Source organism: Methylococcales bacterium (assembly GCA_030949405.1).
Lineage (GTDB): Bacteria > Pseudomonadota > Gammaproteobacteria > Methylococcales > Methylomonadaceae > WTBX01.
Window position 1 is genome coordinate 1,539,761 of record JAUZSN010000002.1, and the last position, 18,130, is coordinate 1,557,890.

The following is an 18,130-nucleotide window of genomic DNA, read 5'->3' on the forward strand; positions in this document are numbered from 1 at the left end:
TTTAAAAATTAGGATTACATCTATGATTAAATTATTAACAAAAACACTGCCTTTAAGTGTTTTATTATTGACGGCCTGCGCTCAGCAAAGTGGTTGGACTCCAACGGTTGACAGTTATAACGACCCCAATGCCCATTTACTTAAACAAGATATGAAAGAGTGTGAGCAGCTTGCAAAACATTCTTCGGGCGATACGATTAAAAAAGCGGCGATTGGTACGGGTGTGGGTGCGGTTGCAGGGGGTGCTGGTGGTGCCGCTATTGGCGCAGGATCAGGTCTTTATAGTGGGCGTAATATAGGCAGTCGTGCAGGCACAGGGGCGATTATAGGCGCTTCTGTCGGCGCGATTACAGGCGGCGTTCAGCAAGGTTATCAATCAAATAGTCAATATAAGAAAATTTATTCGGATTGTTTAAGAAATCGTGGACATCGCATACTTGATTAAGATTTATTATGCTGTAGAGATACGACGAGTTCGTATCTCTACAAACGATTGTTTCGTAAAGTGTTGGTTTTACATTACCCACGCGCTCATTACTAACCTTTTGTTAATTTCTTCTGATTATGGATGATTATAAAAAATCATTATTTTTCCATTGGGTTTTATTGGTTATTTATAGCGGTATTAATATTTATACGGTTTATAGTCTTTCTCATTCGTGGCCAACGAAGGGGTGTTTATCTTGGTTTTGGTTAATCCTTTTTTGCCCTTTTTTTCTGTATTATTTTATTTCTATTTGTTATTCGTTGGCGAAAAAAGAAGATTTTTGTTGGAAACGATGTTTAGGGATAGGCACGCTTATTTTGGGTATTTTATTGGCGGGTGGATTATTACGCTATACACAAAAAAGTGCATTACGGAAACTTAACCGTGCTTACGGGCCTATGATTGAGAAGATTCGAGAGAAGATGCCGATGCCTTGTGAAGGGGGGTATTTTGATATTCCTACGGTGGTTACTTATAACGGACGTAGTAATCGTATGATTAAGGAGGATGGAATCCCTGTCGGTTCTTTATGGTACGGTGACGGGCGTTTTGTTTTGCAATTTTTGGGCGGGTCTGTGGATGTGGATGGCAGTACGTTGTTTTATGATTCACGAATAGCGGAATGGCAAATTTTTCATAATGATGATTTACAGCGGCTTGATGCGTTTAAGCGTAGTTTGTTGACGTTGTATGAATGTGATGATTTTTAGATGGATATGATTAAGAATGTGCCTGTGTTGCGGTTTCCTGAGTTTTCGGGGGATTGGGAAGTTAAATTATATGGAGAGATATATTCCTTTTACTCTACAAATTCACTTTCAAGAGATAAATTAAATTATGATAATGAAAATGTAAAAAACATCCATTATGGAGATATACATACAAAATTTAATACTATGTTTAATATTAAAAATGAATATGTACCATTTATAAATAGCGATGTTAATTTATCAAAAATTAAAAAAGAAAGCTACTGCTTAAATGGTGATTTAGTGATAGCTGATGCTTCAGAAAACTATGATGACATTGGTAAAACAATGGAAATTATTAATTTAAATGATGAAAAAGTAATAGCTGGTTTACATACATTTTTAGCAAGACCAAACAATTATGATATGGCTTTAGGTTATGCTGGATATTTATTACAGTCTTGGAAAGTAAGAAAGCAGATTATGACGATTGCTCAAGGTACAAAAGTTTTAAGCTTATCAACAAGTAGGTTAGCAAAAATAAATTTAAACCTTCCACAATTTAAAGAACAAACCAAAATCGCCAACTTTTTAACCCAAATCGACAGCAAAATAGGACAGTTAAGCAAGAAAAAACAGCTTTTAGAACGCTATAAAAAAGGAGTGATGCAAAATATTTTTTCTCAAGCGTTGAGATTTAAAGACGACAACGGTAATGCTTACCCTGATTGGGAAGTTAAGAAGTTAGAGTTAATTGCAACTTTTCATAGAGGGGGAGGTTTATCTAAATCTGATTTAGATAATAAAGGAAGTAATGAATGTATTCATTATGGTGAATTATTTACTTTATATAATGAGGTTATCAATATAGTTAATTCTAAAACAAATAAAAATGAAGGAGTTAAGAGTAAAGTAGGAGATATTTTAATGCCTAGTTCGGATGTTACTCCTCAAGGATTAGGAAAGGCTTCTGTATTAATGAAAAGTAATGTTTTATTAGGTGGAGATATTAATATTATAAGAAGTAATGAAAGAATAAACTCTATATTTTTAAGTTATTTAATTAATTATGATAAAAATAAAGTTATTCGCCTTGTTACTGGTACTACAGTAAAACATATTTATACTAAAGATTTGAAAGTTATTGTTGTTAATTTCCCTTCATCATTTAAAGAACAAACCAAAATTGCCAACTTTCTAACCGAACTCGACCAAAAAATAAACCTCGTAGAAAAACAACTAAATGGCACAAAGGACTATAAAAAAGGACTACTGCAACAACTGTTTGTTTAATCTCGCGTAGGGTGGATAAACGTAGCGTTATCCACCAAAACCTCGTTATGACATAATGCTTATTTGGCATCCTTCATTTCTCGGTTGATCGTTTAAATTGGAGTCCAAAACATGTTTTGGACTCCAGATTGCTAATATTTTCACCGCCTCTTTAGCTATTGACGAGTCACGAAAATAGCTAAAACTATTGGACTCCACGTAATTTTTTAATGCTGTTCAAATGCTTATGGCGTATGACGCTATCGCTTATACGTCCTACGATACTCAAATAAATCTATAAATTTTTAAAGGCATCCACGTCATAAACCGATATGAACTACACGCTTAACGCACTTTGTCCCAATTGCTTTAAGGTTAGCCGACAAAAACAGTGCCAATCTTGTAACTTTGATCGAACAAGTTATCGTGAAGAGGAGCAACACTTACCCTTATTTAGCATCATCGGCGAACACTACACCCTTGGGCGTGTCTTAAGTAGCAGTGAACTCGCCCTTGTTTATAGGGCAAAAAGAGATAATGAAAATGAATTATTTGTTATCAAAGAATATTACCCCGAACAATTGGCAGGACGCGCGCGTGACGGAAACAATATCAAACCTAAAAATGGAATAAAAAATAAACAAGCATTTGATTTTTATCATAAACAATTTATTAACGAATCTCATTTACTTGAAAACTGTCAAAAATACCCCGCAATCGAGGGGATTGTTCGCTATGCCGACTTAATTGAACAAAACAATACCCTGTATTTAGTGATGGAATATATAAAGGGCTGTACGTTATTTGATTTATGGTTAAACCAGCAAAAACTTTCTGAAAAACAAATTAAACTCTGGTTAAAACCCTTATTAGATACTCTGGAAAAATTACATCAACGTAATTATTATCATCAAAATATTAGCTTAAAAAATATATTTTTACGTGACGGCGATGACAAAATAAACCAACCTGTTTTAATGGACTTTGGATTATCACTTCAAACAATACAACCGTCTGTTACAAACCTTAATGCTATTAAATATAAAGCTCCTGAGCAACATATTGATAACCCTGAAACCCACATAGATGCCTTAACCGATTTATATTCATTGGGGGCCGTTTTATTTCATTGTATTAATGGCAAAGAAATGCCTAATATTGAAATACGCCGCATGGGTTCCGCTTTAGTCTTTATTAAAAATGTTGACCCCACCTTAAAAAAAACCATTGAACGTTGTTTAGCGTTATCTAAAAAAAATCGCCTTCAAACAGTAGCGGCGTTAAAAAAACTTTTAATTCCATTTTTTTCATCATCAAATCAGATATTTCCTAATGCGTCACTCGAGGAGCAACGTAAACGTGATTCCGCACTGTGGCAGCAAACTAAAAAAGCCGAGAACATTAAAGCCTACCAAAGTTATTTAGATCATTGTGAACTCGGTGAGCAAGCCGAAATTGCCGTAGAAGCCATTAAGCGTTTAAAATTAGAAGCGCGATTAATTGCCTTAGAAAATCAAAATGGCGTATCCCCAAGCATTAAGATTATCGAACACTTTTCACTGAGTACCTCGCAAGATAAATTGATCGATGGGCAATTGGCTCCTGTGATGGTGCTTATTCCTGAAGGTCGTTTTTTAATGGGATCCGCAGAAACAGAAATAGATCGTTTTGAAAATGAAACCCAGCATGACGCGGTTATAGAAAAACCCTTTCATATTGGAAAATATCCTGTCACCTTTTCGGAATATGATTTATTTTGTGAACAAACAAGTTTGACACATAGCCCTAAAGAAAAGCCCGATGATTCAGGATGGGGTCGAGGAGCGCGTCCTGTTATTCATGTTTCATGGTTTGATGCGATGGCTTATTGTGAATGGCTTTCCGAGCAAACAGGAAAAAATTATAAATTACCCACTGAAATTGAATGGGAATATGCCTGCCGTGCTAAGTCTGAAACCGCTTATTATTTTGGTCCAGCGACGAAGGAATTAAAAGATTATGCGTGGTATCGAAAAAATGCGGAGGCTAAAACCCATGAGGTGGGCTTAAAACAGCCTAATTTTTGGGGAATTTATGATATGCACGGTAATGTATGGGAATGGACTTCATCAAAATACCATGAAAGTTATAGTCTTGATGAAATGCAGCTTGCAGATAATCTTTTTTTTCATCCCGTCGTCCGAGGGGGATCATGGGATTATATTCCTTGGTGGTTACGTTCAGCCTATCGTGATGGTTGGGAAGCCAGTTATCGCAATAGCGACCTAGGATTTCGGGTTATTAGAACCTGTTAATTCATCCGCTCACACCGCTCAATTTAATAATAATCACCTATTGATGATCTTGCTAGGAAATATACTGCTTTGAAACCTAATTCTACCCGCCGTTGGCAACAACAATTAACTGATGCCTTTAAATCTATTTCAGATCTTTACACGTATTTAGAACTTGAGCAAAATACTCCCTTTTCAAAGACAGCGCAGCTTAATTTTCCGTTACGTGTTCCACAAAGTTTTGCCGAACGAATGGAAAAAGGCAATCCGAATGACCCGTTATTAAAACAAGTACTGCCACTTATCCAAGAAACGCAAACCGTTGCAGGATTTGGTCTTGATCCTGTGGGTGATTTAAATGCGATGGTCGAAACGGGTGTTATTCATAAATATCAAGGACGAGCGTTATTTATTAATACGGGAAGTTGTGCCATTCATTGCCGTTATTGTTTTCGGCGGAATTTTCCGTATACCGATTTTCAGTTAGGTAATCAAAAACAACGGCAAGCGGTGGCTTATTTACAACAACATACGGATATTCATGAAGTCATTTTAAGTGGCGGCGATCCGCTGTTATTAGCCGATGATAAGCTTGCTAAATTAATACAGCAATTAAATACGATTCCGCATTTAAAACGGATTAGAATTCATAGTCGTTTACCGATTGTCTTGCCCGATCGAATTACAGATGAGCTAATGAATGCGCTCGTACAAACGAATAAAGACATCATTATGGTGATTCATTGTAATCATACGAATGAATTAAATTTAGACGTGAAACGGGCGTGTGAAAAAATGCGTGATGCTCATATTATGTTACTAAATCAAAGTGTTTTGTTAAAAGGTATTAATGATGAAGTTGCTCAATTGGGGCAATTAAGTGAAAAATTAGTTAGTTTTGGCGTGATGCCCTATTATTTACATTTACTGGATAAAGCCGCAGGAACCGCCCATTTTGAGGTCTCAAAAGCAAGAGCCATTTTATTAATGCGTGAATTACAGGCCCACTTATCAGGTTATTTAATCCCTAAATTAGTACAAGAAGAAGCAGGCGAAAGGGCAAAAACACAGATAGATTATTGATTAAATCGTTCAGGAATTTCAACCATAACAGCATCGGATTCATGTCTATCTTCAATCGTTATTGTTGCGTTTAAGGTGTTTTTTTTAAGTAAATTTTGAGGATCAAATACGGGCTTAGGGAGGATTATAGGCGGTGTTACTCGCATAATCTCTAACGTATTGTTACGTTGTATTTCTTCAATATTTTGAAAATTAAATTGCAATAATAATAAGATAAATAACGCCCCTAAACCAAAAGCGATAATAATGAGTAAGTTTAAATTTTTTGAGGCCCAAGATAAAGAGCTCGCATAATTTTTGGTGTTACGATTAGGTAACGTTGCGACTTTATAAGCAATAATACTGGTATTGTCCTGTATAGGATTATTTTTAGAGCGAATAGCCAGCATTAACGCCTCTGTTAATAACGCCATATCATAATGCGGATTCTGCTGTAAGATGGCGCTTATTTCATCCGTAGTTAAGGTTTCTATGCCATCACTGGCAAGCAGTAAAATATCATTTTCCAACAGCTCAAACGGTTTTTTAGGCGCATCAATCAAGGCGATGGCCTTGCCATTTAAAACCGATCGTAGACTATGCCTTAAGGGTTCATTTTTGGCTGCTTCTTCAGTCATTTCACCTAATTTCGCCATTCGCATGTAAACACTGGCCATTGAATGGTCTTGATTTAGACGAATTAGGGTTTCATTTCGATACAGCCAAAGCGGTGAGTCGCCCACACTCACCCAATGTAACTGCTTATTATTCACATGGGCCACTAATAAAGTGGTCCCCATTCCTTTAAGTTCGGGCTGTATAGAGACTCGTGTTGCCAGTGCGTTATTAGCCTCAGCTAATCCTAGCTGTAATCGGTTGACAATATCTTTTTGATCGTTTTGGTACGTTGCTATAAATTGCTGAACGACTAATTGACTGGCTTTTTCCCCATCGACATGACCCCCCATTCCATCGGCTAATAAGAGTAATGATTCTTCACCCTCACTCTTAGTCGTTGAAAGCGAAAGATACCGGATGGTATCTTCTTGCTTTTCTCGGTGGCCTAGTAACTGTTTTGCCGCACAGAGGGTTTTCATTACTCGACAACTTGATTTATCAGCATAGTAAAAGGGGCTGCTCCTTTAACGGCTACTTTCTCAGCTTTAATAAATAAGTCACCCTTATTTGACTGAGGTCGTCCTGCAAATGAAACTCGTGCCGTAATACTAACAAAATCAACTGAGGATAATTTAGCGGAGGGCATCGGTGATTTCGTATCATCTAAAATAATGGTTTTAGGTAAATCCTTAACCTGCAAGCGTTCTGCAGCTAAAGGCATTCTGCCGCCCATTTTTTGAGCAAAAACAAAAATAATATCATCGGCTTTAGTTTTCGCTTTTAATTCGCGGCTAATATCTAATTTAATTTCAATATGAGCCGAAGTGGTGGATTCTATTTTTGCCGTTGTTTTTTCCGCTGTTTTTATGGGCGCGGCGGCGATGGGTTTTTGACCTAATTTAGCGTTAGTTTGAGCAATAACAGGTTCAATAAAGCTGCTTAAAAGCTGTGGGCTGGCTTTAGTTTTTGCCTTTTCCCAATGGCCAACCGCTGTTTTTAAATCGCCTGCGGTATAAGCTTGTATGCCTTTAATAATTAAAGCAGAGGATTCAAGTGGGTCTAGGGTCAATGCGGTGTTCATCGCTTTTTCTATTTCAGGAGTGATGACTTCACCCGCGGCTTGAAATAACATTTGAGCATACGAACCCATCACAGCGGCAAGATTAGGATCGTCTTTAGGCATTTGTTTCATTGCAGATGAAAATGCATCAGCCGATTTAGCAAATTTTCCAGTCGCAGAATAGGTATTGGCTAATAAGAACCATTTTTCTAAATCATTAGGATTTTTTTGCAATTTTTGTTCGAGCATAACGATGATTTTATCAAAACTAGGGGCCTCTTTTTTCGTCGTTGCCGTTTGTTTTGGTTGCTCAGATGCCGCTTCTGCATTCATTGTTAACGATAATGCAAAATCATCACTACGACCGATTTTCAAATAAATGCCAAAACTAATCCCAATGACCAGTAAGGTAATGACACTACTCACCATCCAATGGGAGGGTTGTATGGAAATCGGTTTTAAAGGAGTCTCAACATTAGTCTGAACATCAGTCAATAAGGATTTTTCGAGTTCAATCTTAAGTTGTAAAAAAGTATCCTCATTTAAGTTGCCTTGCAGCTTTTCGTACTCTAATTCAGCGAGTCGTTGTTTAAAAATATCAATATTTTGTTGTTTATCACTTAAGCTAGCCTCACTATGATGCGGCTTTATTAATGGAAAAAAGATAACCAGCAGTGCGATCAGAGATAATCCCGCAAAAATCAACCATAATTCTGTCATTATTTTTTCTCATTCGTTGTATTTAATAAAGTTGCTAAGGTTCGCTGTTGTTGCGAGTTTAGCGTTGGATTATTTTCATTCGTAGACGTTTTTTTAAGTCGATGGCGTAAAATAAAACCCACAATAATCAAGCCAATAACTAATAATAGAATAGGACCATACCAAAGCAATAAGGTTTGCCCACTTACACGGGGCTTATATAAAACAAATTCACCATAACGCTCCAACATGTAATCAATAATAACCTCGTCAGATTTATCTTTTTCGAGCATTTGATAAACTTTCATCCGCAAATCAGTTGCTATTTCTGAATTTGAGTCGGCTAGCGTTTGGTTTTGACATTTAGGGCAACGTAATTCTGCAACAAGCGTTTGAAAACGATGTTGTTTTTCGTCATCCTTAAATTGATAAACATCAATGGCAGCCAATACATTCAATGACATGACACTTAAAATAAGCATTAAAATTTTATTCATTAATCATGCCTTTTAATTTTTTCCAAACGTCTTCGGTGACGACACCGACATGGCGATATGTAATAATCCCATTTTTATCTAATAAATAGGTTTCGGGTGCGCCATAAACGCCTAAGTCTAACCCCAACATACCTGATTCGTCATAGATATTAAATTGGTAAGGATCACCGAGTTGTTCTAACCAATTTAAAGCCGCTTCACGATTATCTTTATAATTAAGTCCAATAATCGGAATTTTATTTTCTCGCGCCATTTTAAGGAGTTGAATGTGTTCTTGGCGACATGAAGGACACCACGTTGCCCAAACATTAACGAGTACAGGTTGACCGATAAGGTCGGCATTAGTGGCTATTGTATTAGCATTTTTTAGGGTTTCAACCTTAAAACTGGGGAAGGGTTTACCGAGAAGGGCGGAGGGTAATTCGGTGGGGTCAATACTTAACCCTTTCCATAAAAATGCCCCTAAAACGATAAATAAAGCTAAGGGAATAAATAATAACCCTCTTTTCATGAATAACTCCTAAGTTATTGTTTAGTTAGTATTAATAGTAAGTAGCCCATAGGTAGCTTGCGGAATACGGGCATTCGGCAACGTGTGTTTTAAAATATTTTAAAAGAAGTCTCGTGCGGATAATGGATAGGGACTAAAAGGAACGTCTAATGTTTTCATCAAACAGTAATTTTATGCGGCTAAAGAGCCAAATAAACGGTGTTCTCTGGCAGCAGAAAAGGCAAAAACCATTCGAATATCTTTGTGAGTTAGGCTTGGAAAATCATCTAAAACTTCTTGTTCGGTCATTCCACCTGCAAAATACCGAAGAATATCATAGACCGTTATTCGAGTTTCTTTGATACAAGGATTTCCACTGCGAATATCAGGCATAATTATAATGTAATCATTAAATTTCATGTACTTGATCCTCTTTCATTGATAATTTCATTCTTAATAAAAACTAAATTTTTATAAATTAATATTAAGTCATCTATTTTCGTGGCATCAAAGTTCTCTGAAATAAAATAGTGATATTTTGCCGTTTTTAATTTTTCTAAAATAACAAAATGCCAATTACCACCAATGACATAAGCCCCTTTGATATAGTTCCAATGATTTAATTCAATCGCACTAATAAGTTCGGCTAAAAGTTGAGGTCTTGGGTTGCCATACTCTTCACTACGTTTAAATTCTTGAATAAAAAAATAGGGTTTTTTACTTTGAAATAAGCCTTTTGAAATAACAAAATCAACCGTGCCATTTAAGATAAATTTTTCGGTACTATAACGCATGGGTAATTCATAAAACCCGCGTATCTCTTTGTCTTTTAAAATAAAGTTAATTCGATTGAGTAAGGGGCTGATTAGGTATATTTTTAGGTCTTCTTCATTATAATCATCAATTAAGCCTCTGTTTTGTTCAATTAGATTTTGTAAGAAATCAATGGTCACGGAGTTTAAGTTTATTTTATTATTAAACCAAGCGTCGAACTTATTTGTAGATAATTTTTTTTCAATATCAAACAGGGTTTTTAAATCACTTTCTCGAATTTTACTGTATTGATAGGTTGGGATTGAGGGGCTATCACTTTCTTTTAAAACAGAAAGTTTCCTTTTTAACGCATCTATTTCTTTTAATAAATTTAATTCAACGTCAGTTTTCATAAGTATTAGTTATCTTTTTTGGCTACTGACTTAAGACGGGACAAGCTCAGGACGAACGGTTAAACCTCGCCCCGTCTCTCTTTTTTAATATTCCCCATAAAACCAAAATCAGCCAGTTGTTCCAATGAATAAGGACAAGACTCTGGAAATTTTTTTAAAGGTAATTGGGTTTCAACAGCCGTATAACGGCGAGAATAGCCATAGCATTTTAAAATTCGCGCTTCTAAATTGTATTTTAAACTAGGATTATCTTGTAATACTTTTTTCAATACCAATACGTTGTTTATTAATCGAAATTTCCCAACTACTACCGCGTCGTTTAGGTTGAAACTGCCATTTTAGAAGGTGTTGCATCAATTCAATAAAACGACTTTCTAAGGCTCTTTTTTCACTTGCACCCATGCTTTCAATTTCCTCAATTACATGCTCGACATCAAGTTCAGTGAATTTTTTTTCTTTAAGAAGCATGGCATTTTTTGAAGCCCATGAGCAAAAATCTGTTTCATAAAGTGTGCTTAAATGACTCATTTTCTTACCTGATTTATAATAAGGGAGAAGATGATAAATACTCACCTTACCCAAAAAATCTAATCTAAATTATCGGTTACAGCCCCTTTAGAAGCTGAACTGACTAATTTAGCGTATTTAGCCAAAACACCGCGTGTATAACGAGGGCTAGGTTGTTGCCACAATACTTTACGGCGGGAAATTTCAGCATCATCTACATGCAAAGTTAATTGTTTCGTCTCGGCATCAATGGTAATTTTATCGCCATTTTCAATAATAGCAAGTGCGCCCCCAACATAGGCTTCTGGGGTAATATGACCCACAACAAAGCCATGAGTTCCCCCTGAAAAACGCCCATCAGTAATTAAAGCGACATCATTGCCTAAACCTTTACCCATGACAGCGGCAGTTGGTGATAACATTTCGCGCATTCCAGGGCCGCCTTGAGGGCCTTCATAGCGAATGACGATGACATCGCCTTTAACAATTTCACCGTCTAAAATACTTTTTAATGCCTGTTCTTCGGCTTCATAGACTTTTGCAGTACCTTTAAAGACTAAACCTTCTTTCCCTGTGATTTTAGCGACACTGCCTTCAGTGGCTAGATTGCCATATAAAATGGTCAAATGACTGTCTTTTTTAATCGGGTTATTTAAAGGACGAATCATATCTTGGTCAGCAGGATACGGTTTGACATCGGCTAAATTTTCAGCGAGTGTTTTTCCTGTGACGGTTAAGCAATCGCCGTGTAATAAACCTTGATCTAATAATTCTTTCATTAAGGGTTGAATGCCCCCAATTTCAATTAATTCGGCCATTTGATAGCGACCACTCGGTTTTAAATCGGCCACCATCGGAACCTTTGCACCAATACGGGTAAAATCATCTAAGCTTAAATCAACATCCGTGGCATTGGCCATCGCTAATAAATGTAAGACTGCATTCGTTGAGCCGCCTAAAGCAATAACAATGGTGATTGCATTTTCAAAGGCTTTTTTACTCATGATGTCACGCGGTTTAATATCTTTTTTCAAGAGTTCTAAAACGGCGGCACCTGCGCGTTCACAATCTAAACGTTTGTCTTCTGAAATAGCTGCTTGGGCAGAACTGTTCGGTAAGCTCATCCCTAGGGCTTCAATGGCAGATGCCATCGTGTTTGCCGTATACATACCGCCACAAGAACCTGCACCGGGTATGGCTTTGGTTTCTATCGCATGAAGTTCTATATCATCTATTTTATTATTAGCTCTGGCCCCAACGGCTTCAAAAACGGAGACAACATCTAGTTTTTTATCTTTATGACATCCTGGTAAAATTGTCCCGCCGTAGACAAAAACACTGGGACGGTTTAAGCGCGATAATGCAATTAAACAGCCTGGCATATTTTTATCACAGCCACCAATAGCAACGACCCCATCAAAACCTTGGCAACCCACGACGGTTTCAATCGAATCCGCGATGACTTCACGGGAAACGAGGGAATATTTCATGCCTTCTGTTCCCATTGAAATACCATCAGAAATGGTTATGGTATTAAAAATGACTGCTTTCCCTAATGCGTCATTAACGCCTTTAGCGGCATCATCGGCAAGTTTGTTGATGTGCATGTTACACGGGGTGACCATGCTCCATGTGGAAGCAATGCCTATTTGGGGTTTTTTAAAATCGTCTTCTTCAAAACCAACCGCATATAACATGGCTCGGCTGGGTGCGCGTTCCATACCATCAACGACTTGTGATGAAAATTGTCGTGTTTGTTTATCCGTTGAATTAGCCATTGATTGTATTTCCTTGGGCGTTGAGTGTTAAAAATATAGAGTCAACCTTTCAATATAAAGGTATTTCAGGGTTGGTTTGTTTAAAACTTTAAATGAGTTAAAACGTAATTTTTGGCATCCTTCATTTTTCGATTTACAGTTTAAATCGGAGTCCAATAGCTTTAGCTGTTGGCGAGTTACGAAAATAGCTAAAGCTATTTTACTCCACACTATTTTTTAAGAATAAAGTGTAAACAACTTTTAAGCTAAATGAAAGATGCCTAATTTTTATTTAAAGATCGCTAAGATAAGCGATTTAAAGGGGTCATAGGTTATACCGTGTGTGAAAACACGGTATAACATCAGAAAACTTAGGTGAAAGGGACTATTTAAGCTGGAGAGCCATTAATCCCAATTATGTGAGCGTTTACGCCAGCCTAATTTAGGTAAAATAGCGCCTAATAGGATGCTAAAAAAAATGGCGCAGCCTCCCCATAGAAACCACTCCAACTTTATATTTGCTTTTAACGTTTGATTTTCTAATTTGAATTCTTCAAGTTCTTTTTGAGTTTGAACCACTTGTTCTTGTAAACTATCGCGTTGCGTTTTAATTTTAATCGCATGAGAGGAGGTGTATTTTAAATCTTCAAGCTCTCGAGTTAATTTTTCACGTTCGACGGTTAATGAATTTTTAGAGGTTTCTGCGGCAGTAGAGTCACCACGAAGCATTAAAAGTTCGGCTTCTAATTCATCGTTTTCCTGACTAAGCTTATCCCGCTCTGTCGTGATGGTAACAAGGGCTAATTTATTCGTAGGTTCTGTGGTTGTCTGGCTATTTAAGACAAAAGCATAACGCCCATTAGGCATCCGTACTTTGGCAAAATTTGAACCGGGTTGCTTAGAAATGTAAGTTAAGGCGGTTCCACTCGGAAGTGTTGCAATAATTTTACTCTTATTACTGTCACCTGCTCTTAGGTTAATTTTGACATTATCCGTGACATAAAGAGTTTTGGCATGAACCCAACCAGTCATACTAAGTAACAAAAATAGTAACGTTATTTTTTTCACGAGTGTCTCTGTTATAAATTGAGGAAACGATTTTATCGAATTTAGCAACATATTAAAAATTCTAATAGTGCTTTTTGCGCATGAAGCCTATTTTCAGCCGCAATAAAAACGACGCTTTGATTTCCATCCATAATTTCCGTGGTTACTTCTTCGCCTCGGTGCGCAGGTAAGCAGTGCATGAACAACGCATCTTTATTAGCCTTAGCCATGATATTCTGGTTAACTTGATAATTTTTAAACGCTTGTTCGCGCTTCTTTTGTTCTTGTTCTTGCCCCATACTTGCCCAAACGTCAGTGACGACTAAATCAGCATTCATTGCCGCTTGTTCGGCAGAGTCACATAATTGTACTCGCTTATCCGTTCCCGCTAACATTGAATCTAAGGGTTGGTAGTCTTTAGGGGTGGCTATGTTAAGTTTAAACCCAAGTGACATGGCCGCATTGATATAAGAATGGCACATATTATTACCATCACCGATCCAGCAGACTGTTTTTCCTGCAATATCGCCGCGTAACTCAAAATAAGTTTGCATATCAGCCAGTAACTGACAGGGGTGTAATAAATTAGTCAGGGCATTAATAATAGGGACTTTTGAGTGCTTGGCAAAGATGGTCACGGTTGAGTGTTCAAAGGTGCGAATCATAATACAATCGACCATACTTGAAATAACTTTAGCACTATCTGTGAGCGGTTCACCTCGTCCGAGTTGGGTATCTCTGGGGGATAAAAATAAAGCACTGCCGCCGAGTTGTGCCATCCCCGCTTCAAAAGAAACGCGCGTGCGAGTGGATGATTTTTCAAAAATCATCGCCAATACCTTACCTTTTAAGGGTTGAAAATCAGGATCGCGATTGTTTTTTAAGACGATTGCTCGGGCAATTAAAGCTCTGAATTCATCGCTGCTAAGGTCGTTTAGGCTAATAAAATGTCTTGGTTGAGTCATTGCTACTGAGTATATTTTTGAATTAGGGCGGATAGTATGTCCACTAACAGTTCTATTTGTGCGTCATTAATGATTAAGGGCGGTAACAAACGGATCGTTTTTTCATTGGTTACATTAATTAATAAACCTTCTTCTAGTGCTTGATTGACTAAATCTGTACACGGTAGGGTTAAATCAAGTCCTATCATTAATCCTTGGTGACGAATATGAGTAACTTTTTTATTGGCGTGTAATTTTTGAGTTAATAAGGCGACAATTTTTTCCCCTTTTAGTTGGGCGGTGGGGATTAAATTATCATCGTCTAAGGTTTTTAAAACAGCCAGTGCCGCGCTACACGCTAAAGGATTCCCTCCAAATGTAGAGCCGTGCATTCCAGCGGTTAATAAGGTGGCTGCTTTTCCACGTGCTAAACACGCGCCAATAGGAACCCCATTGCCCAAGGCTTTTGCAAGGGTACATACATCAGGGAGAATAGGGCTGTGTTGATAGGCTAAAAATTTCCCTGTTCGTCCAATACCTGTTTGAATTTCATCAACCATCATTAAGAGTTGGTTTTGATCACAAAGCGTGCGAATTTGATTGAGGTAGTCAGGGGCAGGAATATTTACCCCGCCTTCGCCTTGTATGGGTTCCACTAAAATGGTAACGCAATCTTTATGGGCTGCAATCGCAGCTTTTAGGGCGGGAATATTATCAAAGGGTAGATGAATAAAGCCCTCGACCAAGGGGGCGAAGCCTTGATGTACCTTGGGGTTTCCAGTTGCACTTAAGGTCGTCATGGTTCGACCATGAAAACTTTTTTCCATAGTAAGGATGATCGGTTTTTTAATGCCTTGCTGATAGCCGTAAGCTTTCGCAATTTTAATGGCGGCTTCATTGGCTTCCGCGCCTGAATTACTAAAAAAAACGTTATCCATCCCGCTTTTTTCACATAATTGTTGAGCCAGTTGTTCTTGAGCTGCGATACCGTAGAGGTTCGAGGTATGAATTAAGGCTTTACTCTGTTTACAAATAGCGTCATGAACCGCGGGGTGGGCATGGCCTAAATTACAGACAGCGATGCCTGATAAGGCATCTAAATAGCGTTTCCCCTTTTCATCCCATAACCAAGCCCCCTCGCCTTGACTAAAAGTAACGGGCAAACGCCCATAGGTTGGCATAATATGGCTACGCATGACATCATCCTGTACTAAAACAAAAAAGGCAGCCATTAGCTACCCATTTAAAAAACCCTTAATTATAATTTTCTATAACATTTCTAGCAAGCCTTTGTTTTTAAATAAGGCTTTTTTTATCGTCCTATTCTTGATAGTATTACTGGGTTTTATAATTATCTTAAGAGTAAAAATGATGGACGTTATTGAAAAAATTAAAGATCAACTCTCAAATCCCGTTGTTGTTTATATAAAAGGGACGCCTGATTTTCCTCAGTGTGGATTTTCGGGACAAGTCGCGCAGGTATTACAAGCGTGTCAGGCAAAATTTACCTATGTGAATATTTTAGAAGACCCTGAATTAAGAGAAGCCTTAAAAACGTATTCAAATTGGCCAACCTTTCCTCAACTTTATATTAATGCTGAATTGATTGGCGGTTGCGATATTATTACCGAGCTTCATGGTAAAGGCGAATTAGAGCCTATGATAACAACGGCAAACAAGGCGGCTAATTAGATCGCATAGGACGGGCTTTATCGGATAAAATAGAGTGAAAATAAATTTGTTCACTCTATTCTCTTCGAATTCACGTTTTAAGTGGGCGACTATTTTTATCATTTCCTTTAAGAATTGAAATTAAATAACGCCGTCAAATATAGTTCAATAAATTTAAACGGGGCAGGGTAGGGTACAGTATCCACTATTATTGTTAAACCTGCATCCTTTCTCTATTTATGCGTCATTTTTATGCAACCTATTATTCGTAATCAAGGCTTACAAGACTATCAAACGGTTTGGCAGGCTATGGTGCAATTTACCCAAGCACGAAAACCCGACACGGTAGATGAGCTATGGGTGGTTGAACACCCCCCCGTTTATACTTTTGGGGTTAATGCAAAAACAGAGCATTTACTGCGTGAAACAACTATTCCCGTGGTTAAGTCAGATCGAGGCGGGCAGATTACTTATCATGCACCTGGGCAACTAATTGTTTATACATTACTTGATATTGAACGCTTACAATGGGATGTTCGTCAATTAGTCACGTTATTGGAACAGGTCATGATTGAAAGCCTTTCATATTATGGGTTAAAGGCGACAGCAAAAAGTGAGGCGCCTGGGGTTTATATTGATACTAAAAAAATAGGATCTGTTGGCCTGCGAATCAAAAAAGGGAAAAGTTATCATGGTTTAAGTCTTAATAACACCCTTGACCTAGCCCCTTTCGATGCAATTAATACCTGTGGTTTTAAAAACTTAGAGGTAACCAAACTTCAAAATTTAGGCGTTACTATTCATACAAATGAATTAGCGATTCCTGTTCTTCATGCTCTGCTGACGGCGATAACCTCATGAGTTTAAAAGCCCCTTCTCGTTTAACCCCGACCACCCATCAACGTAACAGTGAAAAATTAGCACGTATTCCGATTAAAGTTCAACCCACGGATACGTTATTACGAAAGCCTGATTGGATACGAATAAAATTAGGGGGCAATAAAAAAGTTTCTGAGTTACAACAGGTCTTAAGGCATAATGGCTTACATACGGTTTGTGAAGAAGCGGCATGTCCCAACTTGGGCGAATGCTTTAATCAAGGAACCGCTACGTTCATGATTATGGGGGACTTATGTACCCGCCGTTGTCCCTTTTGTGATGTCGCGCATGGAAAACCGTTGGCATTGGATCCCCAAGAGCCTATTTTATTAGCAAAAACAATTGCACAAATGAAGTTAGCTTATGTGGTTATTACCTCGGTTAATCGAGATGATTTACGCGATGCAGGCGCAGGACATTTTGCGGCCTGTATTGATGAAATTCGTCGCGTGAGTCCCAATACGAAAATTGAAATTTTAGTACCTGATTTTCGTGGACGAATGATGAAAGCATTGGATAGCTTACAAAAATCCAGTTGTGATGTGTTTAACCATAATCTGGAGACCGTTCCTAGACTTTATCCAGAAGCCCGTCCAGGGGCAGATTATCAGGTATCATTAGACTTATTAGAACACCATAAGCAGCAGCATCCTGATGTCCCGACTAAATCGGGATTAATGCTGGGACTCGGTGAGCATCGTGACGAAGTTATTCAAGTTATGACGGATTTAGTCGCTCACGGGTGTTCGATGTTAACGCTAGGGCAGTATTTACAACCGAGTAAGGCGCATTTAGCGGTTAAAGCTTATATCACCCCTGAACAATTTGATCGCTATGCCCAAATTGCAACTGAATTAGGATTTAAGCAGGTGGCAAGCGCGCCTTTAGTGCGATCATCTTATCATGCAGATTTACAGGCGAGTGCTTTAATTTAAACTCCGTGTTTCATTATTGATATAAACACGCTCAGTTAAGTCGGTCATTATTAAAAGCGGGCTATTATTCTCTAATA

Annotated in this window: 20 protein-coding genes; 8 read left to right on the forward strand and 12 right to left on the reverse strand. The window is 37.8% G+C overall.

What is annotated here, in order from left to right; translation table 11 throughout:
* Window positions 1-22: 22 nt before the first annotated feature.
* From Q9M50_08090 to epmB, 5 genes are all read left to right on the forward strand, one after another.
* Window positions 23-445 (forward strand): hypothetical protein, encoded by a 423-nt coding sequence (locus Q9M50_08090; GenBank protein MDQ7090590.1) that lies wholly within the window; start codon window positions 23-25, stop codon window positions 443-445.
* A gap of 119 nt (window positions 446-564) precedes the next feature.
* Window positions 565-1,197, forward strand: a complete 633-nt coding sequence (locus Q9M50_08095) for a hypothetical protein (protein MDQ7090591.1) — start codon at window positions 565-567, stop codon at window positions 1,195-1,197.
* Window positions 1,198-2,469: a restriction endonuclease subunit S gene (locus Q9M50_08100; protein ID MDQ7090592.1), complete on the forward strand. Its 1,272-nt coding sequence runs from the start codon at window positions 1,198-1,200 to the stop codon at window positions 2,467-2,469.
* Between the two features lie 311 nt (window positions 2,470-2,780).
* Window positions 2,781-4,742, forward strand: coding sequence for an SUMF1/EgtB/PvdO family nonheme iron enzyme (locus tag Q9M50_08105; GenBank protein ID MDQ7090593.1), 1,962 nt, complete (start codon window positions 2,781-2,783; stop codon window positions 4,740-4,742).
* 69 nt (window positions 4,743-4,811) lie between these two features.
* The gene (gene epmB, locus Q9M50_08110) at window positions 4,812-5,804 is read left to right on the forward strand and encodes an EF-P beta-lysylation protein EpmB (GenBank protein ID MDQ7090594.1); all 993 of its coding nucleotides are present in this window, start codon (window positions 4,812-4,814) and stop codon (window positions 5,802-5,804) included.
* Here epmB and Q9M50_08115 read toward each other — a convergent pair.
* The 12 genes from Q9M50_08115 to Q9M50_08170 form a co-directional block, all read right to left on the reverse strand.
* On the reverse strand, window positions 5,798-6,880 hold the full coding sequence (locus Q9M50_08115) for a protein phosphatase 2C domain-containing protein (protein ID MDQ7090595.1): 1,083 nt from the start codon (window positions 6,878-6,880) through the stop codon (window positions 5,798-5,800). The genes epmB and Q9M50_08115 overlap by 7 nt on opposite strands.
* Window positions 6,880-8,181, reverse strand: coding sequence for a c-type cytochrome biogenesis protein CcmI (gene ccmI, locus Q9M50_08120; protein MDQ7090596.1), 1,302 nt, complete (start codon window positions 8,179-8,181; stop codon window positions 6,880-6,882). Before ccmI ends, Q9M50_08115 begins: the two co-directional genes overlap by 1 nt.
* On the reverse strand, window positions 8,181-8,657 hold the full coding sequence (locus Q9M50_08125; protein MDQ7090597.1) for a cytochrome c-type biogenesis protein CcmH: 477 nt from the start codon (window positions 8,655-8,657) through the stop codon (window positions 8,181-8,183). Before Q9M50_08125 ends, ccmI begins: the two co-directional genes overlap by 1 nt.
* Window positions 8,650-9,168, reverse strand: a complete 519-nt coding sequence (locus tag Q9M50_08130) for a DsbE family thiol:disulfide interchange protein (protein ID MDQ7090598.1) — start codon at window positions 9,166-9,168, stop codon at window positions 8,650-8,652. Before Q9M50_08130 ends, Q9M50_08125 begins: the two co-directional genes overlap by 8 nt.
* A gap of 171 nt (window positions 9,169-9,339) precedes the next feature.
* Entirely contained in the window at window positions 9,340-9,540 is a 201-nt protein-coding gene (locus tag Q9M50_08135) for a DUF433 domain-containing protein (protein ID MDQ7090599.1), read from the reverse strand.
* A gap of 23 nt (window positions 9,541-9,563) precedes the next feature.
* A complete protein-coding gene (locus Q9M50_08140) occupies window positions 9,564-10,313 on the reverse strand; it encodes a hypothetical protein (protein ID MDQ7090600.1) in 750 nt (249 codons plus the stop codon).
* Window positions 10,314-10,372: 59 nt separating this feature from the next.
* Window positions 10,373-10,582, reverse strand: a complete 210-nt coding sequence (locus tag Q9M50_08145) for a DUF29 family protein (GenBank protein ID MDQ7090601.1) — start codon at window positions 10,580-10,582, stop codon at window positions 10,373-10,375.
* Window positions 10,560-10,841 (reverse strand): DUF29 domain-containing protein, encoded by a 282-nt coding sequence (locus tag Q9M50_08150; GenBank protein MDQ7090602.1) that lies wholly within the window; start codon window positions 10,839-10,841, stop codon window positions 10,560-10,562. Before Q9M50_08150 ends, Q9M50_08145 begins: the two co-directional genes overlap by 23 nt.
* 59 nt (window positions 10,842-10,900) lie before the next feature.
* Complete coding sequence (gene ilvD, locus Q9M50_08155; GenBank protein MDQ7090603.1) at window positions 10,901-12,598, reverse strand: dihydroxy-acid dehydratase; 1,698 nt, start codon at window positions 12,596-12,598, stop codon at window positions 10,901-10,903.
* A 384-nt stretch (window positions 12,599-12,982) separates the two neighbouring features.
* Window positions 12,983-13,609, reverse strand: coding sequence for a TIGR04211 family SH3 domain-containing protein (locus tag Q9M50_08160; protein MDQ7090604.1), 627 nt, complete (start codon window positions 13,607-13,609; stop codon window positions 12,983-12,985).
* 77 nt (window positions 13,610-13,686) lie between these two features.
* Window positions 13,687-14,589, reverse strand: a complete 903-nt coding sequence (argF, locus tag Q9M50_08165; GenBank protein ID MDQ7090605.1) for an ornithine carbamoyltransferase — start codon at window positions 14,587-14,589, stop codon at window positions 13,687-13,689.
* Between the two features lie 2 nt (window positions 14,590-14,591).
* The gene (locus Q9M50_08170; GenBank protein MDQ7090606.1) at window positions 14,592-15,764 is read right to left on the reverse strand and encodes an aspartate aminotransferase family protein; all 1,173 of its coding nucleotides are present in this window, start codon (window positions 15,762-15,764) and stop codon (window positions 14,592-14,594) included.
* Between the two features lie 175 nt (window positions 15,765-15,939).
* Here Q9M50_08170 and grxD point away from each other — a divergent pair, with 175 nt between their 5' ends.
* The 3 genes from grxD (at window position 15,940) to lipA (ending at window position 18,053) form a co-directional block, all read left to right on the forward strand.
* Window positions 15,940-16,260 (forward strand): Grx4 family monothiol glutaredoxin, encoded by a 321-nt coding sequence (gene grxD, locus Q9M50_08175; protein ID MDQ7090607.1) that lies wholly within the window; start codon window positions 15,940-15,942, stop codon window positions 16,258-16,260.
* Window positions 16,261-16,491: 231 nt separating this feature from the next.
* Window positions 16,492-17,100, forward strand: coding sequence for a lipoyl(octanoyl) transferase LipB (gene lipB, locus Q9M50_08180; GenBank protein MDQ7090608.1), 609 nt, complete (start codon window positions 16,492-16,494; stop codon window positions 17,098-17,100).
* The gene (lipA, locus tag Q9M50_08185) at window positions 17,097-18,053 is read left to right on the forward strand and encodes a lipoyl synthase (GenBank protein ID MDQ7090609.1); all 957 of its coding nucleotides are present in this window, start codon (window positions 17,097-17,099) and stop codon (window positions 18,051-18,053) included. The genes lipB and lipA overlap by 4 nt, the downstream gene beginning before the upstream one ends.
* Window positions 18,054-18,130: the final 77 nt, after the last annotated feature.